19 protein-coding genes are annotated in these 18579 nt (G+C 32.1%); all 19 read left to right on the forward strand.

Annotation, left to right across the window (positions count from 1 at the left end; translation table 11 throughout):
• Positions 1-29: 29 nt before the first annotated feature.
• The 19 genes from pyrH (at position 30) to CLCOS_RS12960 (ending at position 18561) form a co-directional block, all read left to right on the forward strand.
• The gene (gene pyrH / locus CLCOS_RS12870) at positions 30-743 is read left to right on the forward strand and encodes a UMP kinase (RefSeq protein ID WP_013237969.1); all 714 of its coding nucleotides are present in this window, start codon (positions 30-32) and stop codon (positions 741-743) included.
• A 20-nt stretch (positions 744-763) separates the two neighbouring features.
• Complete coding sequence (gene frr, locus CLCOS_RS12875) at positions 764-1321, forward strand: ribosome recycling factor (RefSeq protein ID WP_013237970.1); 558 nt, start codon at positions 764-766, stop codon at positions 1319-1321.
• A 160-nt stretch (positions 1322-1481) separates the two neighbouring features.
• Positions 1482-2249, forward strand: a complete 768-nt coding sequence (locus CLCOS_RS12880) for an isoprenyl transferase (RefSeq protein WP_063600197.1) — start codon at positions 1482-1484, stop codon at positions 2247-2249.
• 73 nt (positions 2250-2322) lie between these two features.
• A complete protein-coding gene (locus CLCOS_RS12885; RefSeq protein WP_013237972.1) occupies positions 2323-3120 on the forward strand; it encodes a phosphatidate cytidylyltransferase in 798 nt (265 codons plus the stop codon).
• A 484-nt stretch (positions 3121-3604) separates the two neighbouring features.
• Positions 3605-4762: a 1-deoxy-D-xylulose-5-phosphate reductoisomerase gene (locus CLCOS_RS12890; protein WP_013237973.1), complete on the forward strand. Its 1158-nt coding sequence runs from the start codon at positions 3605-3607 to the stop codon at positions 4760-4762.
• A 19-nt stretch (positions 4763-4781) separates the two neighbouring features.
• Entirely contained in the window at positions 4782-5792 is a 1011-nt protein-coding gene (gene rseP, locus CLCOS_RS12895; protein ID WP_013237974.1) for an RIP metalloprotease RseP, read from the forward strand.
• A gap of 41 nt (positions 5793-5833) precedes the next feature.
• Complete coding sequence (gene ispG / locus CLCOS_RS12900; RefSeq protein WP_063600198.1) at positions 5834-6883, forward strand: flavodoxin-dependent (E)-4-hydroxy-3-methylbut-2-enyl-diphosphate synthase; 1050 nt, start codon at positions 5834-5836, stop codon at positions 6881-6883.
• A 264-nt stretch (positions 6884-7147) separates the two neighbouring features.
• A complete protein-coding gene (gene rimP, locus CLCOS_RS12905) occupies positions 7148-7612 on the forward strand; it encodes a ribosome maturation factor RimP (RefSeq protein ID WP_013237976.1) in 465 nt (154 codons plus the stop codon).
• 17 nt (positions 7613-7629) lie between these two features.
• The gene (gene nusA / locus CLCOS_RS12910; protein WP_063600199.1) at positions 7630-8694 is read left to right on the forward strand and encodes a transcription termination factor NusA; all 1065 of its coding nucleotides are present in this window, start codon (positions 7630-7632) and stop codon (positions 8692-8694) included.
• 17 nt (positions 8695-8711) lie between these two features.
• On the forward strand, positions 8712-8981 hold the full coding sequence (rnpM, locus tag CLCOS_RS12915; protein WP_013237978.1) for an RNase P modulator RnpM: 270 nt from the start codon (positions 8712-8714) through the stop codon (positions 8979-8981).
• Positions 8971-9288 carry a 50S ribosomal protein L7ae-like protein gene (locus CLCOS_RS12920; RefSeq protein ID WP_013237979.1) on the forward strand — a complete coding sequence of 106 codons (318 nt, stop codon included), beginning with the start codon at positions 8971-8973 and terminating at the stop codon, positions 9286-9288. The genes rnpM and CLCOS_RS12920 overlap by 11 nt, the downstream gene beginning before the upstream one ends.
• 17 nt (positions 9289-9305) lie before the next feature.
• Positions 9306-11408 carry a translation initiation factor IF-2 gene (infB, locus tag CLCOS_RS12925; protein WP_023163128.1) on the forward strand — a complete coding sequence of 701 codons (2103 nt, stop codon included), beginning with the start codon at positions 9306-9308 and terminating at the stop codon, positions 11406-11408.
• 18 nt (positions 11409-11426) lie between these two features.
• On the forward strand, positions 11427-11792 hold the full coding sequence (gene rbfA, locus CLCOS_RS12930; RefSeq protein WP_063600200.1) for a 30S ribosome-binding factor RbfA: 366 nt from the start codon (positions 11427-11429) through the stop codon (positions 11790-11792).
• Positions 11779-12741: a DHH family phosphoesterase gene (locus CLCOS_RS12935; RefSeq protein WP_041705058.1), complete on the forward strand. Its 963-nt coding sequence runs from the start codon at positions 11779-11781 to the stop codon at positions 12739-12741. The genes rbfA and CLCOS_RS12935 overlap by 14 nt, the downstream gene beginning before the upstream one ends.
• Positions 12741-13619, forward strand: coding sequence for a tRNA pseudouridine(55) synthase TruB (truB, locus tag CLCOS_RS12940; RefSeq protein WP_029170050.1), 879 nt, complete (start codon positions 12741-12743; stop codon positions 13617-13619). Before CLCOS_RS12935 ends, truB begins: the two co-directional genes overlap by 1 nt.
• Before the next feature lie 2 nt (positions 13620-13621).
• Positions 13622-14560, forward strand: a complete 939-nt coding sequence (locus CLCOS_RS12945) for a bifunctional riboflavin kinase/FAD synthetase (protein ID WP_063600201.1) — start codon at positions 13622-13624, stop codon at positions 14558-14560.
• A gap of 115 nt (positions 14561-14675) precedes the next feature.
• Positions 14676-14939 carry a 30S ribosomal protein S15 gene (gene rpsO / locus CLCOS_RS12950; protein ID WP_013237985.1) on the forward strand — a complete coding sequence of 88 codons (264 nt, stop codon included), beginning with the start codon at positions 14676-14678 and terminating at the stop codon, positions 14937-14939.
• 71 nt (positions 14940-15010) lie between these two features.
• Positions 15011-17155 carry a polyribonucleotide nucleotidyltransferase gene (locus CLCOS_RS12955; protein WP_063600202.1) on the forward strand — a complete coding sequence of 715 codons (2145 nt, stop codon included), beginning with the start codon at positions 15011-15013 and terminating at the stop codon, positions 17153-17155.
• A 107-nt stretch (positions 17156-17262) separates the two neighbouring features.
• Positions 17263-18561 (forward strand): M16 family metallopeptidase, encoded by a 1299-nt coding sequence (locus CLCOS_RS12960; protein ID WP_063600203.1) that lies wholly within the window; start codon positions 17263-17265, stop codon positions 18559-18561.
• Positions 18562-18579: the final 18 nt, after the last annotated feature.

Below are 18579 nucleotides of genomic sequence, written 5' to 3' on the forward strand. Positions count from 1 at the left end.
TTTTATCATAATTTGGAGGTATAATATAGATGGGTAATCTTAAATACAAAAGGGTAATGCTTAAACTTTCAGGGGAAGCTTTGGCAGGAGAAAAAGGATATGGACTGGATTTTGATGTAGCAAAAAGTATAGCAATTGAAATAAAAGAACTCACATCTATGGGAATATCAGTAGGAGTTGTTGTAGGTGGCGGTAATATCTGGAGAGGAAGAAGCGGAGAGGGTATGGACAGAACCACTGCAGATTATATGGGAATGCTTGCTACATGTATAAATGCTCTGGCACTTCAGGATTCATTGGAAAACTTAGGTGTAAATACTAGAGTTCAGACAGCTATCGAGATGAGAGAAGTAGCAGAACCATTTATAAGAAGAAGGGCAATGAGGCATTTAGAAAAAAATAGAGTAGTTATATTTGCTGCGGGCACTGGAAATCCGTATTTTTCAACAGATACGACTGCAGCTCTTAGGGCAGCAGAAATAGAGGCAGATGTTATACTTTTGGCTAAAAAAGTAGACGGTGTATATGACAAAGATCCTCATAAGTATAAAGACGCTCAAAAATTTGATAAGTTAACTTATATTGAAGTGTTGGATAAAGGACTTCAAGTTATGGATTCTACAGCTACATCACTTTGTATGGATAATGATATACCTATATTAGTATTTGGATTAGATAATCCAGAAAATATAAAAAAGATTGTTCTTGGAGAAAGAATTGGTACACTTGTTTGTAAAGAATAAAAATGAGGAGGTATTTTCTTATGATCAAGGATACTTTAAATAAAGCAGATGGAAAAATGGGTAAGACCATAGATGCTTTAAAAAGTGAATTAGCTTCTATGAAAGCAGGGAGGGCTAGTGCAGCACTACTTGATAGAATAGAGGCAGAATACTATGGTTCAATGACTCCTATAAATCAATTGGGAAACATATCTATCCCAGAACCAAGAGTACTTTGTATACAACCTTGGGATAAAACGGCCTTAAAGGCAATAGAAAAGGCAATATTGAAATCTGACCTAGGTATAAATCCATCCAATGATGGAGAAGTTATCAGATTGGTTATACCTGAACTTACAGAAGAAACTAGGAAAGATATAGTAAAGAATGTAAAGAAAGCAGGAGAAGATTCAAAGGTTGCTGTAAGAGCAATAAGAAGAGAGTGCAATGATAATATTAAAGCTCTTAAAAAAGAAAATGATATTTCTGAAGATGAAATAAAAAAGGCTGAGGCAGATGTTCAGAAAAAAACTGATGACTTTATAAAAAAGATAGATGAAATAATTAAAAAGAAAGAAAATGAAATTATGTCACTATAAAGCAAGCGGTTATTGTATAAAAAATATATTTAGATTTTTAAAACCTGCGCAAATCCGCAGGTTTTTGCTAAATATGCTTTTATCTAATGACTATCCCCTCTAATACTCATACGCACTCTGTTTATTAAAACTAAAACTTTGTATTGAAATGAGGTATACTATGGTAAAATTTTTTAATTTAAATAAAAACGAAGACCAGGACGATAGAGAAGTACATATTGATTTAAACAATATTCCCAAACATATAGCTATTATAATGGATGGAAATGGAAGATGGGCAAAAGAAAGAAATTTACCTAGAACTATGGGACATAGGGCAGCAGTGGAAGCTATAAGAGACATTGTGAAAGAGTGCAGTAAGTTAAATGTGAACTATTTAACATTATACGCTTTTTCTACAGAAAATTGGAAAAGGCCTAAAGATGAAGTAAGTGCACTTATGAGGCTTTTAGTTGAATATTTAAAAAAGGAATTGAATGAATTAGATAAAAATAATGTTATCATAAATTGTATTGGAGATATAAGTAAGCTGCCTTTGGCCTGTCAAGAACAATTGATCATATCTTGTGAGAAAACTAAAACAAATACTGGACTTACTTTAAATTTAGCATTAAATTATGGTGGAAGATATGAAATCGTGAGAGCTTTTAAGCTCATGTATGAAGATATAAAATCTAAAAAAATAAATGAAGAAGATATAAATGAGGAAACTGTGTCAAAGTATCTGTATACTAAAGGTATGCCAGACCCTGATATTATAATAAGACCAAGTGGAGAACAGCGTTTAAGCAATTTTCTATTGTGGCAGTGTGCATACTCTGAGTTTTGGTATTCTGATATAAAATGGCCAGATTTTAAAAAGAAACATCTGTATAAAGCTATTTCTGATTATCAAAATAGAGATAGAAGATTTGGAGGATTAAAATAACTGTATATTGGGGATATAAGTTATAATTTTGCTTAAAATCCCCATTGATACTTTATTCTATGGAGGTGGAGCTTTGAATAATAGATATTTAGGAGCATTTGCACTCATACCATTTATTTTAATATTATTCTTAGGGGGAATTTATTTAAAATATGGAATTATGATCATTTCTCTTATGGGAATGTATGAATTTTATAAAGTAATAAAACAAAAAAATATAAATTCTATAAATATAGTAGGTTATCTACTTTGCATATCCTACTATATAACCTTAAGAGTAGAGGCAAATTATAAATTTGTATTTTTTGCTATTATAGTGTCAATTTTTATGGCGCTTTGTATTCCAGTTTTAGATGTGGAATATAATTTTTTAGATGTAGCAACTACCTTGTTTGGTTTTCTATATGTGGCAGTATTTTTTAGCACTATAGTTTTAGTAAATAGCAGTAGTTATGGTAACTATTTAGTGTGGATTATAGTTATATCTTCCTGGTGCTGTGATACAGCAGCTTATTATACGGGTAAGTTTTTAGGTAAGAAAAAATTATGTCCTAAGGTGAGTCCTAAAAAGACTGTGGAAGGTTCTATAGGTGGAATAATTGGTAGTGCAGTGGCTTGTGGAATCTTTGGATTTTTTTCAATTCAAAGGGGTGTTCCTATATCATTTTATCATTATATAGTAATGGGAGTAATTTGTGGAGCATTTTGTCAGTTCGGGGATTTAGCAGCTTCTTCTATAAAGAGATATGTGGGAGTAAAGGACTATAGCAACCTTATACCAGGTCATGGTGGTATCTTAGATAGATTTGACAGCATACTTTTTTCAGGAGTTATAGTTTATTATTATCTAACCTTTGTAGCTGTAATTTAAGTAGCGGACCCAAATCTCTGATTTGGTGTGAGTCACTTACTCATTCGACCGAAGGGAGAAGGAGTTACATAAATTAGAACCCAAATCTTAACAAGTTAAGAATTAAAAATTAAAAGTTAATAGTGAAGGACGATTTTTAGCTACCGCAAAAAATTCTTAAATTTATATAAATCAGCAATGTTTCTCTTTAGCGAAACGAGTGATGAAAAGCTTAATCAAAGATTCTTTGAAGTGTAACGGAAAAAAATCTATATTAACTATTAATTAAAAAAATTTTATATGTGCGAAAGTTGAGTTAATAATAGAGAAATATATTCTATAAAAAGGATATGTTTCTCTATTATTTTATTTCATGTATTAGCTATGAGTTTAATATAGGTCATGTGCATATTTATTTTATAGCATAAATATGGTATAGTTAATCATGTTAAAAATCTTATTTAATGTGTTATAAGGACTAGAGGAAAATGAGGAGTTGTTATGAATGAAGAGAATTTCAATAATTGGAGCCACAGGTTCTATAGGAACCCAAACTCTTGATGTACTTAGAAAACAAAAAGGAGATTTTCAGCTTATAGGTGTATCTGCAAATAGTAGTGTAGATAAACTTTTACATATAATAGATGAATTTAACCCCAAATATGCGGTGCTAACCGAAAAAGAATCTTATTTAAAGATAAAAGATATTTTTAGTAATAAAAAATCAAATACAAAAATATTATTTGGAGTAGATGGATTAAATACTATAGCTAGTCTTCCTGAAGTTGATATGGTTGTAACATCTGTAGTTGGAATGATAGGGCTTGTACCAACTATAAAAGCAATTAAAGCGAAGAAAGACATAGCTTTAGCTAATAAGGAGACATTAGTTGTAGGAGGAGAACTGGTTACAAAATTATCGAAAGAAAATAATATAAAAATATTTCCTGTAGATTCAGAGCATAGTGCTGTTTTTCAATGCCTTCAGGGAAATAATTTTGACGAAGTTGCTAATTTGATTTTAACTGCTTCAGGTGGACCCTTTAGGGGAAAAACAAAAGATCAACTCTCAAAAGTAACTGTAAAAGAGGCGTTGAATCATCCAAATTGGAGTATGGGAAAAAAGCTCACGATAGATTCTGCTACTCTTATGAATAAGGGACTTGAAGTTATAGAAGCTCACTTCTTATTTAACTTACCTTATGAAAATATAAAGGTTGTAGTTCATCCACAAAGTATAGTACATTCTATGGTGGAATATAGGGATGGAAGTGTTATGGCACAGCTTGCCACTGCAGATATGAGGTTACCTATACAATATGCACTGAATTATCCGAAAAGAAAGGAAGCTGTAATAGATAAATTGGACTTCTATAGCGTAGGAAACTTAAGTTTTGAAAAGCCTGATACAGATACATTCAGACCACTTAAATTAGCTTATGAAGCAGGGAGGATAGGAGGCACAATGCCAGCTATACTAAATTGTGCAAATGAGGAAGCAGTAAGTTTATTCCTTGCTAATAAAATAAATTTTTTGGATATAGGCAACATATTAGAAGAGTGTATGAATAAATTTACTTCACAAAGTACGTATACTCTGGATGATTTACTTGACCTAGAAATAAAAGTTAAGAAATATGTAAAAGATAAATTTATCAAATAAGAATTGGGAGGAATACCATTTGTATATAATAGCAGCGATAATAGCCTTTGGCGTATTGATTATAATTCATGAACTGGGACATTTTACTATGGCGAAATTAAATGGAGTAAAAGTAGAAGAATTTTCTATAGGAATGGGTCCTAAGCTCTTTGGAATAAAGGGCAAGGAAACGGAATATCATATAAGGCTTCTTCCTATTGGTGGTTATGTAAAGATGCTGGGTGATGAGGGTGAAAGTGATGACCCTAGGGCATTTAATAATAAAAGTCCTCTTAGAAAACTTAGTGTAGTAACAGCTGGACCCATAATGAATTTTGTACTTGGAGTTATACTATTTGCAATAATAGCCTCTGCGAGGGGGTATCTGTCTCCTATAGTGAGTAAAGTAATGCCAAATCAACCTGCAGCTTTAGCGGGTATCAAGCTAGGAGATAAAATAACTAGGGTAAATAATTCAAAGATATCTACCTGGGAAGACTTTGTAACAGAAGTTTATACTGCAGGAGGAAATCCAATTAATATAACTTATGAACGTAATGGAAACACAAATCAGGTAAGAGTTATTCCAATAAAAGATAAAAAAGAAAATAGGTATGTTGTAGGTATTGAATCAACTCAAGTCACTAAGCCTACTTTGGGGCAGTCAGTATCCTATGGGTTTATAGAAACTAAATCCCTAATCAAACAGACATTTAGTTTTTTTAAAACACTATTTAGAGGAAAAGCATCTATGAATGATGTAGGGGGACCTGTTACTATAATAAAAATATCAGGTGCAGCAGCAAAAGCAGGAATATTGAGTTTGATGGCATTTTCAGCTTATATAAGTATACAACTTGCTATATTTAACATAATACCTTTTCCAGCTTTGGATGGAGGATATATATTTTTATTTTTGTTTGAAATAATAACAGGTAAAAAAGTAGATGAAAATAAGGTTGGAACGATAAATTATGTTGGATTTGCAATACTTATGGCACTTATGGTACTAGTTACCGTAAAGGATATATTCTATCCTATAAAATTTTAAGAAATGCTTAATTGTGAATTGAATAAATTGGTGGTGAAATTTTGAATAGAGTAAAAAAGAAAACAGTAAAGGTAGGCAATATATTTTTAGGTGGAGATTTTCCAGTAGCCGTACAATCTATGACAAATACGGATACTAGGGATGTAGAAGCCACTACAGCTCAGATATTTCAGCTAAAAGAAGCAGGTTGTGATATCGTCAGATGTGCGGTGCCTGATGATATAGCTTGCAATTCCATGAAAAAAATCATAGAAAGAGTAGATATTCCACTTGTAGCAGATATACATTTTGATTATAAGTTGGCGCTTAAATCTATAGAAAATGGGATATCTGCACTTAGAATAAATCCTGGAAATATTGGAAGCATAGAAAGAGTACGAGAAGTGGCAAGAGCAGCAAAAGAAGCTAATATTCCAATTAGAATAGGGGTAAACTCTGGATCATTAAAAAAGGATATTTTAAATAAATATGGTAGAGTTTGTTCGGATGCACTAGTAGATAGTGCTCTAGAACATGTAAAAATTTTGGAAAACGTAGGATTTTATGATATAGTCATATCCATAAAATCTTCAAATGTAAATCAAATGATAGAAAGTTATAGAAAAATATCTCAAATTGTAAATTATCCACTTCACCTTGGAGTAACAGAAGCAGGAACTATTTGGCGAGGAACTATAAAATCAAGCATAGGCATAGGTACTCTTTTGATGGAAGGTATAGGAGACACTATAAGAGTATCCCTTACAGGAAATCCAGTGGAAGAAGTAAGAGTGGGAAAAGAAATATTAAAATCCTGTGGAATTATAAAAGAAGGTGTGGAATTTATATCATGTCCCACCTGTGGTAGAACTGAAATTGATTTAATTAAAATAGCTGAGCAAGTGGAAAAAAGACTTTTAAATATGCATAAAAACATAAAGGTTGCTGTTATGGGATGTGTAGTAAATGGACCAGGTGAGGCTCGGGAAGCAGATATTGGTATAGCAGGTGGCAAAGGTGAAGGAATTATATTTAAAAAAGGAAAAATAGTAAAAAAAGTAAGTGAGGAAAATTTAGTAGAATCACTTATAGAAGAGATAAAAAACATTTGATTTTTACATGATTAATTCAAATTATTTACATTTAGGGTAACCTTGTGAATAATTTTTCTTGAAATAAAAATTACAGTGTGTTAAAATATAAATGGTAAATCTACAGAAGTTTATTTAGAATGTAGGAGTGGGTTTTAACCCGCTCTTTCTATTTGTGAAAAACGCAGCGAAAGTTGCGTTTTTAAATTTAATTAGCTATTTAACATTTTTTTTAGCAAGATTGTATAACATAAACGTATAACCTGTAAATGGAGGAGGATTTAAATGACAAAAAATACTTTTATGGAAAGAATGTCAGCATTAATACAACCTATAGTTAATAATTTAAATTATGAATTATACTATTTAGAGTTTAAAAAAGAAGGTAACAATAATTATTTAAGAATATACATAGATAAAAAAGAAGGAAACATATCATTAGAAGATTGTGAAAGTGTAAGTAGAGCAGTTAGTGATATGTTGGATAAAGAAGATCCTATAAAAGATCCTTATTACCTAGAAGTTTCATCACCAGGTGTAGAGAGAAAGCTATATACGGAAGAACACTTAAAAAGATACATTGGATATAGCGTACAGGTTAATATATCAGGACTTTTAAAAGGAAAGAAAAAATATGAGGGGGAACTTCTAGATTTTAATTCAAATGAATTGAAGATAAAATGTGAAGAAGAAGATATCGCTATTCCAAGGGACAAAATTTTAAACGTAAATTTAAAAGGTGATTTTTAGGGGAGGTATATTTTAAAATGAATCAGGAGTTTATAGAGGCCTTAAAAGAAATAGTTAAGGAAAAGGGAATAAGTGAGGATTTACTATTTACTACCATAGAGGATGCATTAGTAGCTGCGTATAAAAAGAATTATATGGGGCATGGAGCAGGTAGCCAAAATGTTAAGGTTACTATGAATAGAGAAAATGGAGAAATTCATGTGTATTCACAAAAAAATGTAGTAGAGGAAGTTTGTGATAAATTTGGTGAGATAAGTGTAGAAGATGCTAAAAGCATGGATTCAAGTTATGAGGTAGGTGATATAGCAAACATAGAAGTTACACCTAGAAAATTTGGAAGGGTAGCTGCACAGGCTGCAAAACAAGTAGTTATACAGAGGATAAAAGAAGAAGAAAGAAGAATTATATACAGTGATTTTGCGGAAAAGGAAGACGATATAATAACAGGTACAGTCATAAGAAAAGATAAAAATAATGTACTTATAGATTTAGGAAAGACAGAAGCAGTACTTGGACCAAATGAGCAGATACCGGGAGAAAAGTATAACTTCAATGACAAACTCAAATTATATATTATTGAAGTAAAGAATACTACAAAGGGAGCTCAAATTGTAATATCGAGGACTCATCCTGGACTTATAAAGAGATTGTTTGAACTAGAAGTACCTGAGATATTTGATGGAACGGTTGATATAAAGTCCATAGCAAGGGAAGCTGGTTCTAGAACAAAAATTGCAGTACACTCTAACGATGAAAATGTAGATCCTATGGGAGCTTGTGTAGGACCTAAAGGAGTAAGGGTTCAAAATATAGTAAACGAGCTAAAAAATGAAAAGATAGATATAATAAAGTGGAGCAAACTTCCAGAAGAGTATATAGCTAATTCACTAAGTCCTGCCAAGGTATTGGATGTGGATTTAAATGAAGACATTAAATTTGCACAAATTGTAGTAGATGACAATCAGTTATCTCTGGCTATAGGTAAAGAAGGTCAAAATGTAAGATTGGCAGCAAAGCTTACAGGATGGAAAATAGACATAAAGAGCAAATCACAGGTTGAGACGCAAGATGAAGAAAATTAATTAAGGTGGTGTTTAGAATGAAGCAAAAAAAAGTACCACAGAGAATGTGTACAGGATGCATGGAAATGAAACCAAAAAAAGAACTCATACGAATAGTAAAGAGCAAAGAGGGAGAAGTTTCTGTAGACCCTACAGGAAAGAAAAATGGTAGGGGAGCTTATGTATGCAAAAATGTGGAATGTTTGGAGAAAGCTTTTAAGAACAAAAGGCTCCAGAAAAATCTTGAAATTCAGATAGACGAAACCTTATACCAAAGTTTAAAGGAACAGATAGAAAATGGTAGATAAATTTCTTCAGTTTATGGGATTAATAAAGCGTGCAGGAAAACTTTTAGAGGGATATAATAAATGTGAAGAAGCAATCAGGAGGAATAGAGTGCATTTTGTGATAATGTCTCAAGATGTTTCTAAAAATACATGGGAAAAATTTTTAAACTACAATAATAAATATAAAGTACCAGTTGTAAAGACAATATATACTGGAGAAGAAATTGGAAATGCAATTGGATCAAGTGAAATAAAAGTTGTAGGGGTTACAGATAAAAACATGGGTAAGGCACTAATGAATTTATTGAAGAAAAATGAGAAACTTTAGTTTCGGGGGTGTATAATTTGTCAAAAATAAGAATATATGAATTAGCCAAAGAGTTGAATATATCCAGTAAAACATTAATATCCATACTTCTAGATGAGTTTGGAGTAAAAGTGAAAAACCATATGAGTGTAATAGAAGAGGAAGATGCAGAACTAATTAAAGAGTTTATAGAAGAAAATGAAAGCAGCGAAGATGGAGAAGAGAGCATAGAGGATAAATACAAAAATTTAGTGCAGGAGAATTCTCCAAAAGTTAAAAAGAAAACCATAAGTGTTAAAAATAATACTAAGAGTAAAAGCACTCAAGGAAAGAAAGAATCAAAGGACGGAGAGTTACAAGAAACTGAAAGAGCTCAAATAGAAATGGAAGATACTATAACTGTAAAAGAGTTTTCTGAAAAAATAGGTAAACCATCTACAGAAGTTATTAAACAACTTATATTTATGGGAGTAATGGCAGCTATAAATCAAGAAATAGACTTTAATACAGCTGAAAAACTAGGAGAAAAGTTTGATGTAACTGTACTTCGAAAAGAAGAAGACATTAATAAGGAAGCGGTAGAACAAGAAGTAGAACAGGAAGATGCTGAGGATGATGATCCTAATTCAGAAAAAAGACCGCCAGTTATAACTGTTATGGGACACGTTGACCATGGTAAGACTTCTCTTTTAGATGCCATAAGGAAATCAAAGGTAACTGAGACGGAAGCTGGAGGTATAACCCAGCACATAGGTGCTTATACTGTTAATATAAATGGAGAAAAGATAACTTTCTTAGATACTCCTGGACATGAAGCTTTTACTGCCATGAGAGCAAGAGGAGCCCAAATTACAGATATAGTTATTTTAGTTGTAGCTGCGGATGATGGAATAATGCCGCAAACTGCAGAAGCAATAAATCACTGTAAAGCTGCAAATGTACCTATAGTAGTAGCTATAAATAAAATAGATAGACCAGGAGCCAATGTAGATAAAGTTAAACAGGAACTGTCAGATTATGGATTAATATCAGAGGACTGGGGTGGAGATACTATATGTGTACCAGTGTCTGCTCATACTAAAGAAGGTATTGATAGTTTACTTGAAATGGTACTTTTAACTGCTGAAATGCAGGAAATTAAGGCAAATCCTCATAGAAATGCAAAGGGAACAGTAATAGAAGCAAAATTGGATAAAGGAAGAGGAGCAGTTGCTACGCTTCTTGTTCAAAATGGAACTCTTCATGTTGGGGATTCTATAATAGTTGGAAGTACTTATGGTAGAATTAGAGCTATGTTTGATGATAAGGGAAAGAAAATTAAAGTTGCAGGACCATCAATACCAGTAGAGATACTTGGATTGTCAGAAGTGCCTGCAGCAGGAGATAGATTCCATCAAGTTAAAGATGAAAAGACTGCAAGGGATATAGCAGCAAAGAGAAAACAAAAGGTAAGAGAGGAATATCTACAGTCCGCTCATAAAGTTTCTCTGGAAGATCTTTATAATCAAATAAAAGAGGGAAAAGTAAAGGAACTTAACATAATAGTTAAGGCAGACGTACAGGGATCTATAGAAGCATTAAAACAATCTCTTCAAAAATTATCAAATGAAGAAGTTAAGGTAAGGGTACTTCATGGAGCAGTTGGTGCTATAACAGAAACAGACGTCACATTAGCATCTGCATCAAATGCCATAATAATAGGATTTAATGTTAGACCTGATAGCAATGCTCAGGCAGCAGCAGAAAAAGAATCAGTTGATATAAAAACTTATAGAGTTATATATAATGCAATAGAAGATATAAAGGCTGCTATGGTTGGTATGCTTGAACCTGATTATAAAGAAGTTGTGCTTGGAAAAGCTCAAATCAGGCAGACTTATAAAATATCCAATGTAGGAACTATTGCAGGATGTTATGTACAGGAAGGAAAGATAGTTAGAAACTCACAGGTAAGGATAATAAGAGATGGTATAGTTATATTTGAATCTGAGCTTGCTTCCCTAAAGAGATTTAAAGATGATGTAAAGGAAGTAGCAGAAGGATATGAATGCGGACTTTCTATTGATAAGTTCAATGACATAAAAGATGGAGACATAGTTGAGGCCTATACCATGGAGGAAATTAAGAAAAAAGAGTTATAAATAGTGAGGTGGTAGTTTATGACTAACTACAGAAGTGGAAGAATAAACGAAGAAATGAAAAAGGAAATAAGCAATATAATTAGAAGTGATATCAAGGATCCTAGAGTTACTGCTATGGTAAGTGTTACTAAGGTTGATGTTACAAAAGATCAAAAATATGCAAAAGTATATGTGAGCGTTTATGGTGAAGGCAAATCAAAGGAAGATACTTTTGAGGCACTTAAAAATTCAGCAGGTTTTATAAGGAGAGAAGTTGGGCATAGAGTAAAACTTAGAAATACTCCAGAAATAATTATAGAACAGGACAATACTATAGAATATGGCATGCATATAGATAAAATTCTCCAAGAGATAAAGGAGAATAAGAAAAATGATAATGAATGATATTATAAGTGAGATAAGAAGAAGTAATAAAATTGCAATTACTTTTCATTCTTCTCCAGATGGTGATTCTATAGGAAGTTCTTTAGCCCTATTTCAAGGCATGAGAAAATTGGGAAAGGAAGTTGAAATACTCTCAAAGGAAAAAATTCCGGAGAGTTTCAGCTTTTTACCCTGTAGTGAAAATATAAATGGCAAAAAGTTTGAGGTGGACCCTGAAGTAGAATGTGTTATAGTGCTTGATTGCGGAGATGTAAAAAGAATAAATGCAGATTTGAAATTTGAGCAAGGAAGCTATACTGTAATAAATATAGACCACCATCTAACAAATGAGTTATATGGAAATTTAAATTATGTGGATACTAATGCGGCTGCTGTATCTGAAATAGTATATCAGTTATTAAAACTTATGGATGTTGAACTGGATAAAAATATAGCTCAGTGTCTTTACACTTCAATAATAACAGACAGCGGATCCTTTAGATATCCCTCAACTACTTGTGTAACCCATACTATAGCAGGAGATTTGATAAATACAGGTATTGATTTTAGTGAAATTCACAGGATAATTTTCGAAAACAAGAAGTTTAATAGAATAAAACTTTATGGAAAAGCAATTGAGAGTATGGAGCTTATAGGAGACAGTATCTGTGTAATAAGTATCACTAAAGATATGCTATCTGGGGTTGGCATAGAAAGAGATACAGACACTTCAGATATTGTAAATATAGGCATGAAGGTGAATACTGTAGAAGTTGGAATTTTGTTAAAGGAAGTAGAAGATAAGATAAAAGTAAGTTTGAGGTCTAAATCAAAGGTAGATGTAAGAAAGATAGCAGAAAAATTCAATGGCGGAGGACATGTAAGAGCAAGTGGTCTTGCAGTTAGTGATAAATCTATAGATGAAGTAAAAGATATGATATTAAAAGAGGTTGAGAAAGAACTGATATGATTGATGGAATTTTAAACATAAATAAACCTGTTGGAATGACTTCCTTTGATGTAGTTAAGAAAATTAGATCAATATCAGGTAATAAAAAAGTTGGCCACACAGGTACTCTTGACCCTATTGCATCAGGAGTACTTCCTATTTGTATAGGTGGTGCCACAAAATTTGCAGATTATATAATGAAAAGCCACAAAATTTATCTAGCTGAGTTGAAGCTTGGAGTTAATACGGATACCTATGATAGGGAAGGAACTATAGTAGGTACTTCAGAAGTTAAGCTTGATGAAAAAAGTGTAAGAGATACAATTTTAAGTTTTCAGGGGGAAATAGAACAACTTCCACCTATGTATTCAGCAATTAAGATTAATGGAAAAAAGCTTTATGATTTAGCAAGACAAGGTATAGAAATAGAGAGAAATAAAAGAAAAATCAACATATATTCTATAGAAATTATTAATATAGAATTACCTTATGTAGTGTTTCAAGTTAAGTGTTCTAAAGGAACTTATATAAGAAGTTTATGCCATGATATTGGCGAAAAATTAAATTGTGGTGGCATAATGTGGAACCTAAAGAGAATGGCTACGGGAAATTTTAATATTTCAAATTCTATTTTACTAGAGGACCTGCAGAAAGATATCATATCAAAATACATTATTCCAGTAGATAAAGCACTAGAGGAATATCCTAAGGTTATAGTTCAGGATAAATATTTAAAACACGTTTTAAATGGTATCACAATAAAAGACAAAGAGTTTATAGATAAAATTCAAGAAGGTAAAATCTATAGGGTATATATACATGAAAATAAATTTATAGGTATTGGAAGTAGGGGAACTTTTGGATTTAAGATGGTAAAATTATTCGTTAGAGGTAACTAGTTATGATAATAATGGAAGATAATTTTAAAAAACATTTTACGAAAAGTACATATATTGCTTTAGGAAGCTTTGACGGACTTCATTTAGGACATATAAACCTTATAAATAAAACTGTTAAACTTGCAAGAAATAACAAGGCAAACAGCATGGTGTTTACCTTTAAAAATCATCCACTTTCTATAATAAACCCTGAGGTATCTCCTAAAATTTTAATGAATAATGAATTGAAAATAAGTGTATTGAAAGATGCTGGTTTAGACATAATAAATATGGCTAACTTTAATGAAGAATTTATGAAAATATGTCCTGAGGATTTTGTTATTCATCTTTTAAACAATTATAGAGCTAAAGGACTCATAGTTGGTTTTAACTATAGATTTGGGTATAAGAACTTGGGGGATGTAAGTTTGCTCAAAAAAATGAGTAAGATACATAAGTTTTCTTTGAATGTTATAGATTCAGTAAAATATAAAGGACAGGTAGTTAGTAGTTCGATAATAAGAACTATTATATCCGATGAAGGGGATATAAAAAAAGCGAATAAACTTTTGACAAGACCTTTTATGCTGCAGGGCGAGGTAATACACGGTAAACAACTAGGAAGAAAATTGGGATTTCCAACTGTAAACCTTGACTATGATAAGAGGTTTGTTATACCTAAAGGTGGTGTATATTACACTATAGTTGAATGCAATAATGATTTGTTTAAAGGTATAACAAATGTAGGTTATAATCCGACTACATGTGACAATAAGCTGAGCATTGAAACACATATACTTAATTTTAATGAAAACATGTATGATAAGAATATAAAGATATATTTTATTGAGAGAATTAGGGATGAATCAAAATTTGGCAGTTTAACAGAACTGGCAGATCAGTTAAAAAAAGATAAGATGTATGCAAGTAAGAAAAGAATAGAAATTAATTTAAAAAATTAATTTACAATAACGACTTTATTTGCTATAATTACAATCGTGATCCGTATGCTAAGAATTCCGAATTGCCGACGACATTCTTGGAATATAGGGGATTAACAATTGGAGGTGTAACAAAATGGAAAAGGCATTAAAAGAAGAAATAATGAAGAAATATGCAAGACATGAAGGAGACACAGGCTCACCAGAAGTTCAGATAGCATTACTTACTGAGAGAATTAATCATTTAAATGATCATTTAAAGATCCATAAGAAAGATCATCACTCAAGAAGAGGTCTTTTAATGATGGTTGGTAAGAGAAGAGGTCTTCTTAACTATTTAATTAAGCAAGATATTGAAAGATACCGTGCTATTATTAAAGCGTTGAATTTAAGGAAATAATCTTTAGAGCGGCTGTAACCGCTCTATTATTTTAACAAAATTGTAACCTATTGAGAGGAGGTATGTTTTTTATGAGTGAAATAATTCAAACTACTGTTGCTGGAAGAACTTTGAAAGTTGATTATGGTAAAATAGGAAAACTTTCTAATTGTGCTTTTTTTATAAGTTATGGCGATACGGTAGTTTTAATCAATGCTAATGCTTCAGATAAACCTAGAGAAGGAGTGGACTTTTTTCCTTTAAGCATAGAATATGAGGAAAGGTTGTATTCTGTTGGAAAAATACCTGGAGGTTTTATAAAGAGGGAAGGAAAGCCTTCTGAAAAGGCTATATTACATGCCAGGGCAATAGATAGACCTCTTAGACCACTGTTTCCGAAAGGATACAGAAATGATGTTCAAGTTGTTTGTACGGTAGTATCTGTAGATCAAGATAATGCGCCAGATATATTAGCTATAAATGGAGCATCACTGGCTCTTTGTATGTCAAGCATTCCTTTTACTACTCCAGTAGGAGCAGTATCTGTAGGACTTGTAGATGGTAAGTTCGTAATAAATCCTGGCTTAGAGGAAAGAAGTAAAAGCAGTTTAAATCTCACAGTATGTGCTACGGATGAAAGAGTTATGATGGTAGAGGCTGGTGGAGATGAAATACCAGAGGATACCATGTATGATGCTATAATGTTTGGATTTGAAGAATGCAAGAAGATAGTTGCATTTCAAAAAGAAACTATGAATAAATATGGAAAGCAAAAGGAAGAACCAGAACTCTATAAAGTAGAGGAATCCATAGAAGAAGAAGTTAGAAAATTTGCATTTCAAAAAATAAAAGATGCCATGTACATAATGGATAGAAACGAGAGAAATGCAGCTTTAGAAGATGTGGATAAAGAATTAAATGAGCAATTTTCAGAGAAGTATCCAGATAATGGACCAGATATAGCAGAGGTAGTATATAAGATTAAGAAAGAAATAGTAAGAAATATGATGTTAAACGAACACAGGAGAGTTGATGGAAGGGCTTTTGATGAAATAAGGCCAATAAGTTGTGAGGTTGGTATTCTTCCAAGAACTCATGGAACTGGATTGTTTACAAGAGGATTGACCCAGGTAATGACTGTTGCCACCCTTGGTTCTTTAGGTGATGTACAAATACTTGATGGAGTAGGTTCTGAAGAATCAAAGAGATATATACATCATTATAATTTCCCATCGTACAGTACAGGCGAGACTAGACCTTTAAGAGGACCTGGAAGAAGAGAAATAGGACACGGTGCGTTAGCTGAGAAAGCTTTAGAACCACTTATACCAAGTGAGGATCAATTCCCATATACTATAAGACTTGTATCAGAGGTATTGAGTTCTAATGGATCTACTTCCCAGGCAAGTATATGTGGAAGTACACTAGCACTTTTAGATGCAGGAGTTCCTATAAAGAGACCAGCAGCTGGAATAGCCATGGGACTTATAACTAGTGAAGATTTGTCTAAGGAAGAAATAGTTACTGACATACAAGGAATTGAGGATTTCTTTGGAGACATGGATTTTAAAGTTGGTGGAACAGAAAAAGGTATTACTGCCATTCAATTTGATACAAAGATTCATGGATTATCTGAAAACTGTATAAGAGAAACTCTTAATAGAGCAAGGACAGCTAGGTTATTTATATTGGATAAAATTCACAAGTGTATTCCAGAAGCTAGAGAAGAATTATCAGAGTATGCCCCAAAGACATATACAATGTCCATACCTCCAGATAAAATAAGAGATGTAATAGGAGCTGGCGGAAAAGTTATCAATAAGATAATAGCAGAAACTGGTGTAAAGATAGACATAAAGGAAGATGGAAAAATATTTGTAATGTCAGAGGACAGTAGTAGTGCTAAGAAAGCATTAAAGATTATAGAGGATCTTACTAGAGAAGTAAAAGCAGGAGAAATATACTTAGGTAAAGTTACTAAAACAACTAATTTTGGTGCCTTTGTAGAAATACTTCCAGGAAAAGAAGGATTAGTACACATATCAAAGTTAGACTTTACAAGAGTTAATAAGGTAGAAGATATAGTTTCAGTAGGAGATAAGATATTAGTAAAGGTAACAGATATAGATAATCAGGGTAGAATAAATCTCTCCAGAAAAGATGCAATAAAAGATTCTGAGGAAAATAGCACTAAAGAAAATAATTCCAAAGAAGGCAACTTAAAGCAAAATAAGTAATAAATAGAAGGGCTTATATGCCTTTTTATTTTTTAAAGATGAAAGGGGTGAAAAACTCTTGCAGTATAGTGTGTAGGGTTAATATCACTATAGGGCAGTAAAAGCCAATGTATAATCTGTTTCAATTGGATAATGGACTTAAAGTAATTGTAGAGAATATAGATTATGTAAATTCTATAAGTGTAGGTCTATGGGTGAAAAATGGATCTAGAAATGAAAAAGAAAAAAATAATGGCATCTCCCACTTTATAGAACATATGTTTTTTAAAGGAACATCAAATAGAACATCTCTTGAGATAGCTGAATGCATAGAAGATGTAGGAGGACAGATAAACGCTTTTACGGGTAAGGAAGCTACATGCTTTTATGTAAAAGCATTGGATTCACATTTCGAACTGGCAATAGATGTTATATCAGATATGTTATTTAACAGCAAATTTTCCAATGAAGATATAGAAAAGGAAAAAGGAGTTATAATTGAAGAGATAAACATGAATGATGATTCTCCAGAAGATGTACTGTCGGACCTACATAGCAAAGCTATGTGGGGAGATGATTCGATATCATTACCAATACTCGGAAATGCTGATACTGTAAAATCTTTTACAAGAGAAGAGCTGCTAGAATATATAAGATCTCATTATACACCTGAAAATTCTGTAGTGTCCATAGCAGGCAAAATTGACATGAATACAGTTGAAAAACTGATGGAAAAGTATTTTGGGAAATGGAATTCCAATGGAAAGAGTTTAATTAATTATTCTAGCCCCCAATTTTTAAAAAATCATCTTTTTAAAAGAAAAAGTATAGAACAGCTACACATAAGTCTTGGTGTACCTGGAGTTGAAAGCGGTAATGATGATATTTATGCACTTTTGCTTTTAAATAATGTGTATGGAGGAGGGACTTCTTCCATACTATTTCAAAAAATAAGAGAGGAAATGGGAATTTGTTATTCAATTTATTCTTATCCAGCTTCCTTTAATAACATAGGAGTAGTTAATATTTATACTGGATTAAATGTAAAATATTCTTATGATGTAATATGCAGGATAAAAGACGAACTCCAAAAATTTGTAAAAGAAGGCATAGACTCTAACAGATTGAGAAAAGCAAAGGAACAATTAAAAGGAAATTACGTACTAGGGCTTGAAAGTATGAGTAGCAAAATGTTTAATAATGGAAAATCAGTCTTGCTTTTAAATAAGTTGAGTACTCCCTCAGATATAATAGATAAAATAAATAAAATAGATCAAGACACTATTAAAAGGGTTATGAAAAATACTTTTTGTAAGGGAATAGTAAATTCTGCTTTTGTAGGAGAAAAAGTAGATATACGTCTTATGGAAAATTTATTAGAGAAAGATACAGACTTATTTCCAAAATCGGAAGACACTTTATTGTAAAGCGTTTAATTATTAAAA

Origin of the sequence: Clostridium coskatii (assembly GCF_001675205.1) — a bacterium.
GTDB lineage: Bacteria > Bacillota > Clostridia > Clostridiales > Clostridiaceae > Clostridium_B > Clostridium_B ljungdahlii.

Excerpts from the sequence above, each read along its gene's own strand:
- CLCOS_RS12955 (WP_063600202.1), top strand. The coding sequence starts at position 15,011 with ATGAGTGAAATAATTCAAACTACTGTTGCTGGAAGAACTTTGAAAGTT.
- CLCOS_RS12935 (WP_041705058.1), top strand. The coding sequence starts at position 11,779 with ATGATAATGAATGATATTATAAGTGAGATAAGAAGAAGTAATAAAATT.
- CLCOS_RS12960 (WP_063600203.1), top strand. The coding sequence starts at position 17,263 with ATGTATAATCTGTTTCAATTGGATAATGGACTTAAAGTAATTGTAGAG.
- CLCOS_RS12890 (WP_013237973.1), top strand. The coding sequence starts at position 3,605 with ATGAAGAGAATTTCAATAATTGGAGCCACAGGTTCTATAGGAACCCAA.
- CLCOS_RS12945 (WP_063600201.1), top strand. The coding sequence starts at position 13,622 with ATGATAATAATGGAAGATAATTTTAAAAAACATTTTACGAAAAGTACA.
- rbfA (WP_063600200.1), top strand. The coding sequence starts at position 11,427 with ATGACTAACTACAGAAGTGGAAGAATAAACGAAGAAATGAAAAAGGAA.
- CLCOS_RS12920 (WP_013237979.1), top strand. The coding sequence starts at position 8,971 with ATGGTAGATAAATTTCTTCAGTTTATGGGATTAATAAAGCGTGCAGGA.
- frr (WP_013237970.1), top strand. The coding sequence starts at position 764 with ATGATCAAGGATACTTTAAATAAAGCAGATGGAAAAATGGGTAAGACC.
- rnpM (WP_013237978.1), top strand. The coding sequence starts at position 8,712 with ATGAAGCAAAAAAAAGTACCACAGAGAATGTGTACAGGATGCATGGAA.
- rpsO (WP_013237985.1), top strand. The coding sequence starts at position 14,676 with ATGGAAAAGGCATTAAAAGAAGAAATAATGAAGAAATATGCAAGACAT.
- rimP (WP_013237976.1), top strand. The coding sequence starts at position 7,148 with ATGACAAAAAATACTTTTATGGAAAGAATGTCAGCATTAATACAACCT.
- nusA (WP_063600199.1), top strand. The coding sequence starts at position 7,630 with ATGAATCAGGAGTTTATAGAGGCCTTAAAAGAAATAGTTAAGGAAAAG.
- pyrH (WP_013237969.1), top strand. The coding sequence starts at position 30 with ATGGGTAATCTTAAATACAAAAGGGTAATGCTTAAACTTTCAGGGGAA.
- CLCOS_RS12880 (WP_063600197.1), top strand. The coding sequence starts at position 1,482 with ATGGTAAAATTTTTTAATTTAAATAAAAACGAAGACCAGGACGATAGA.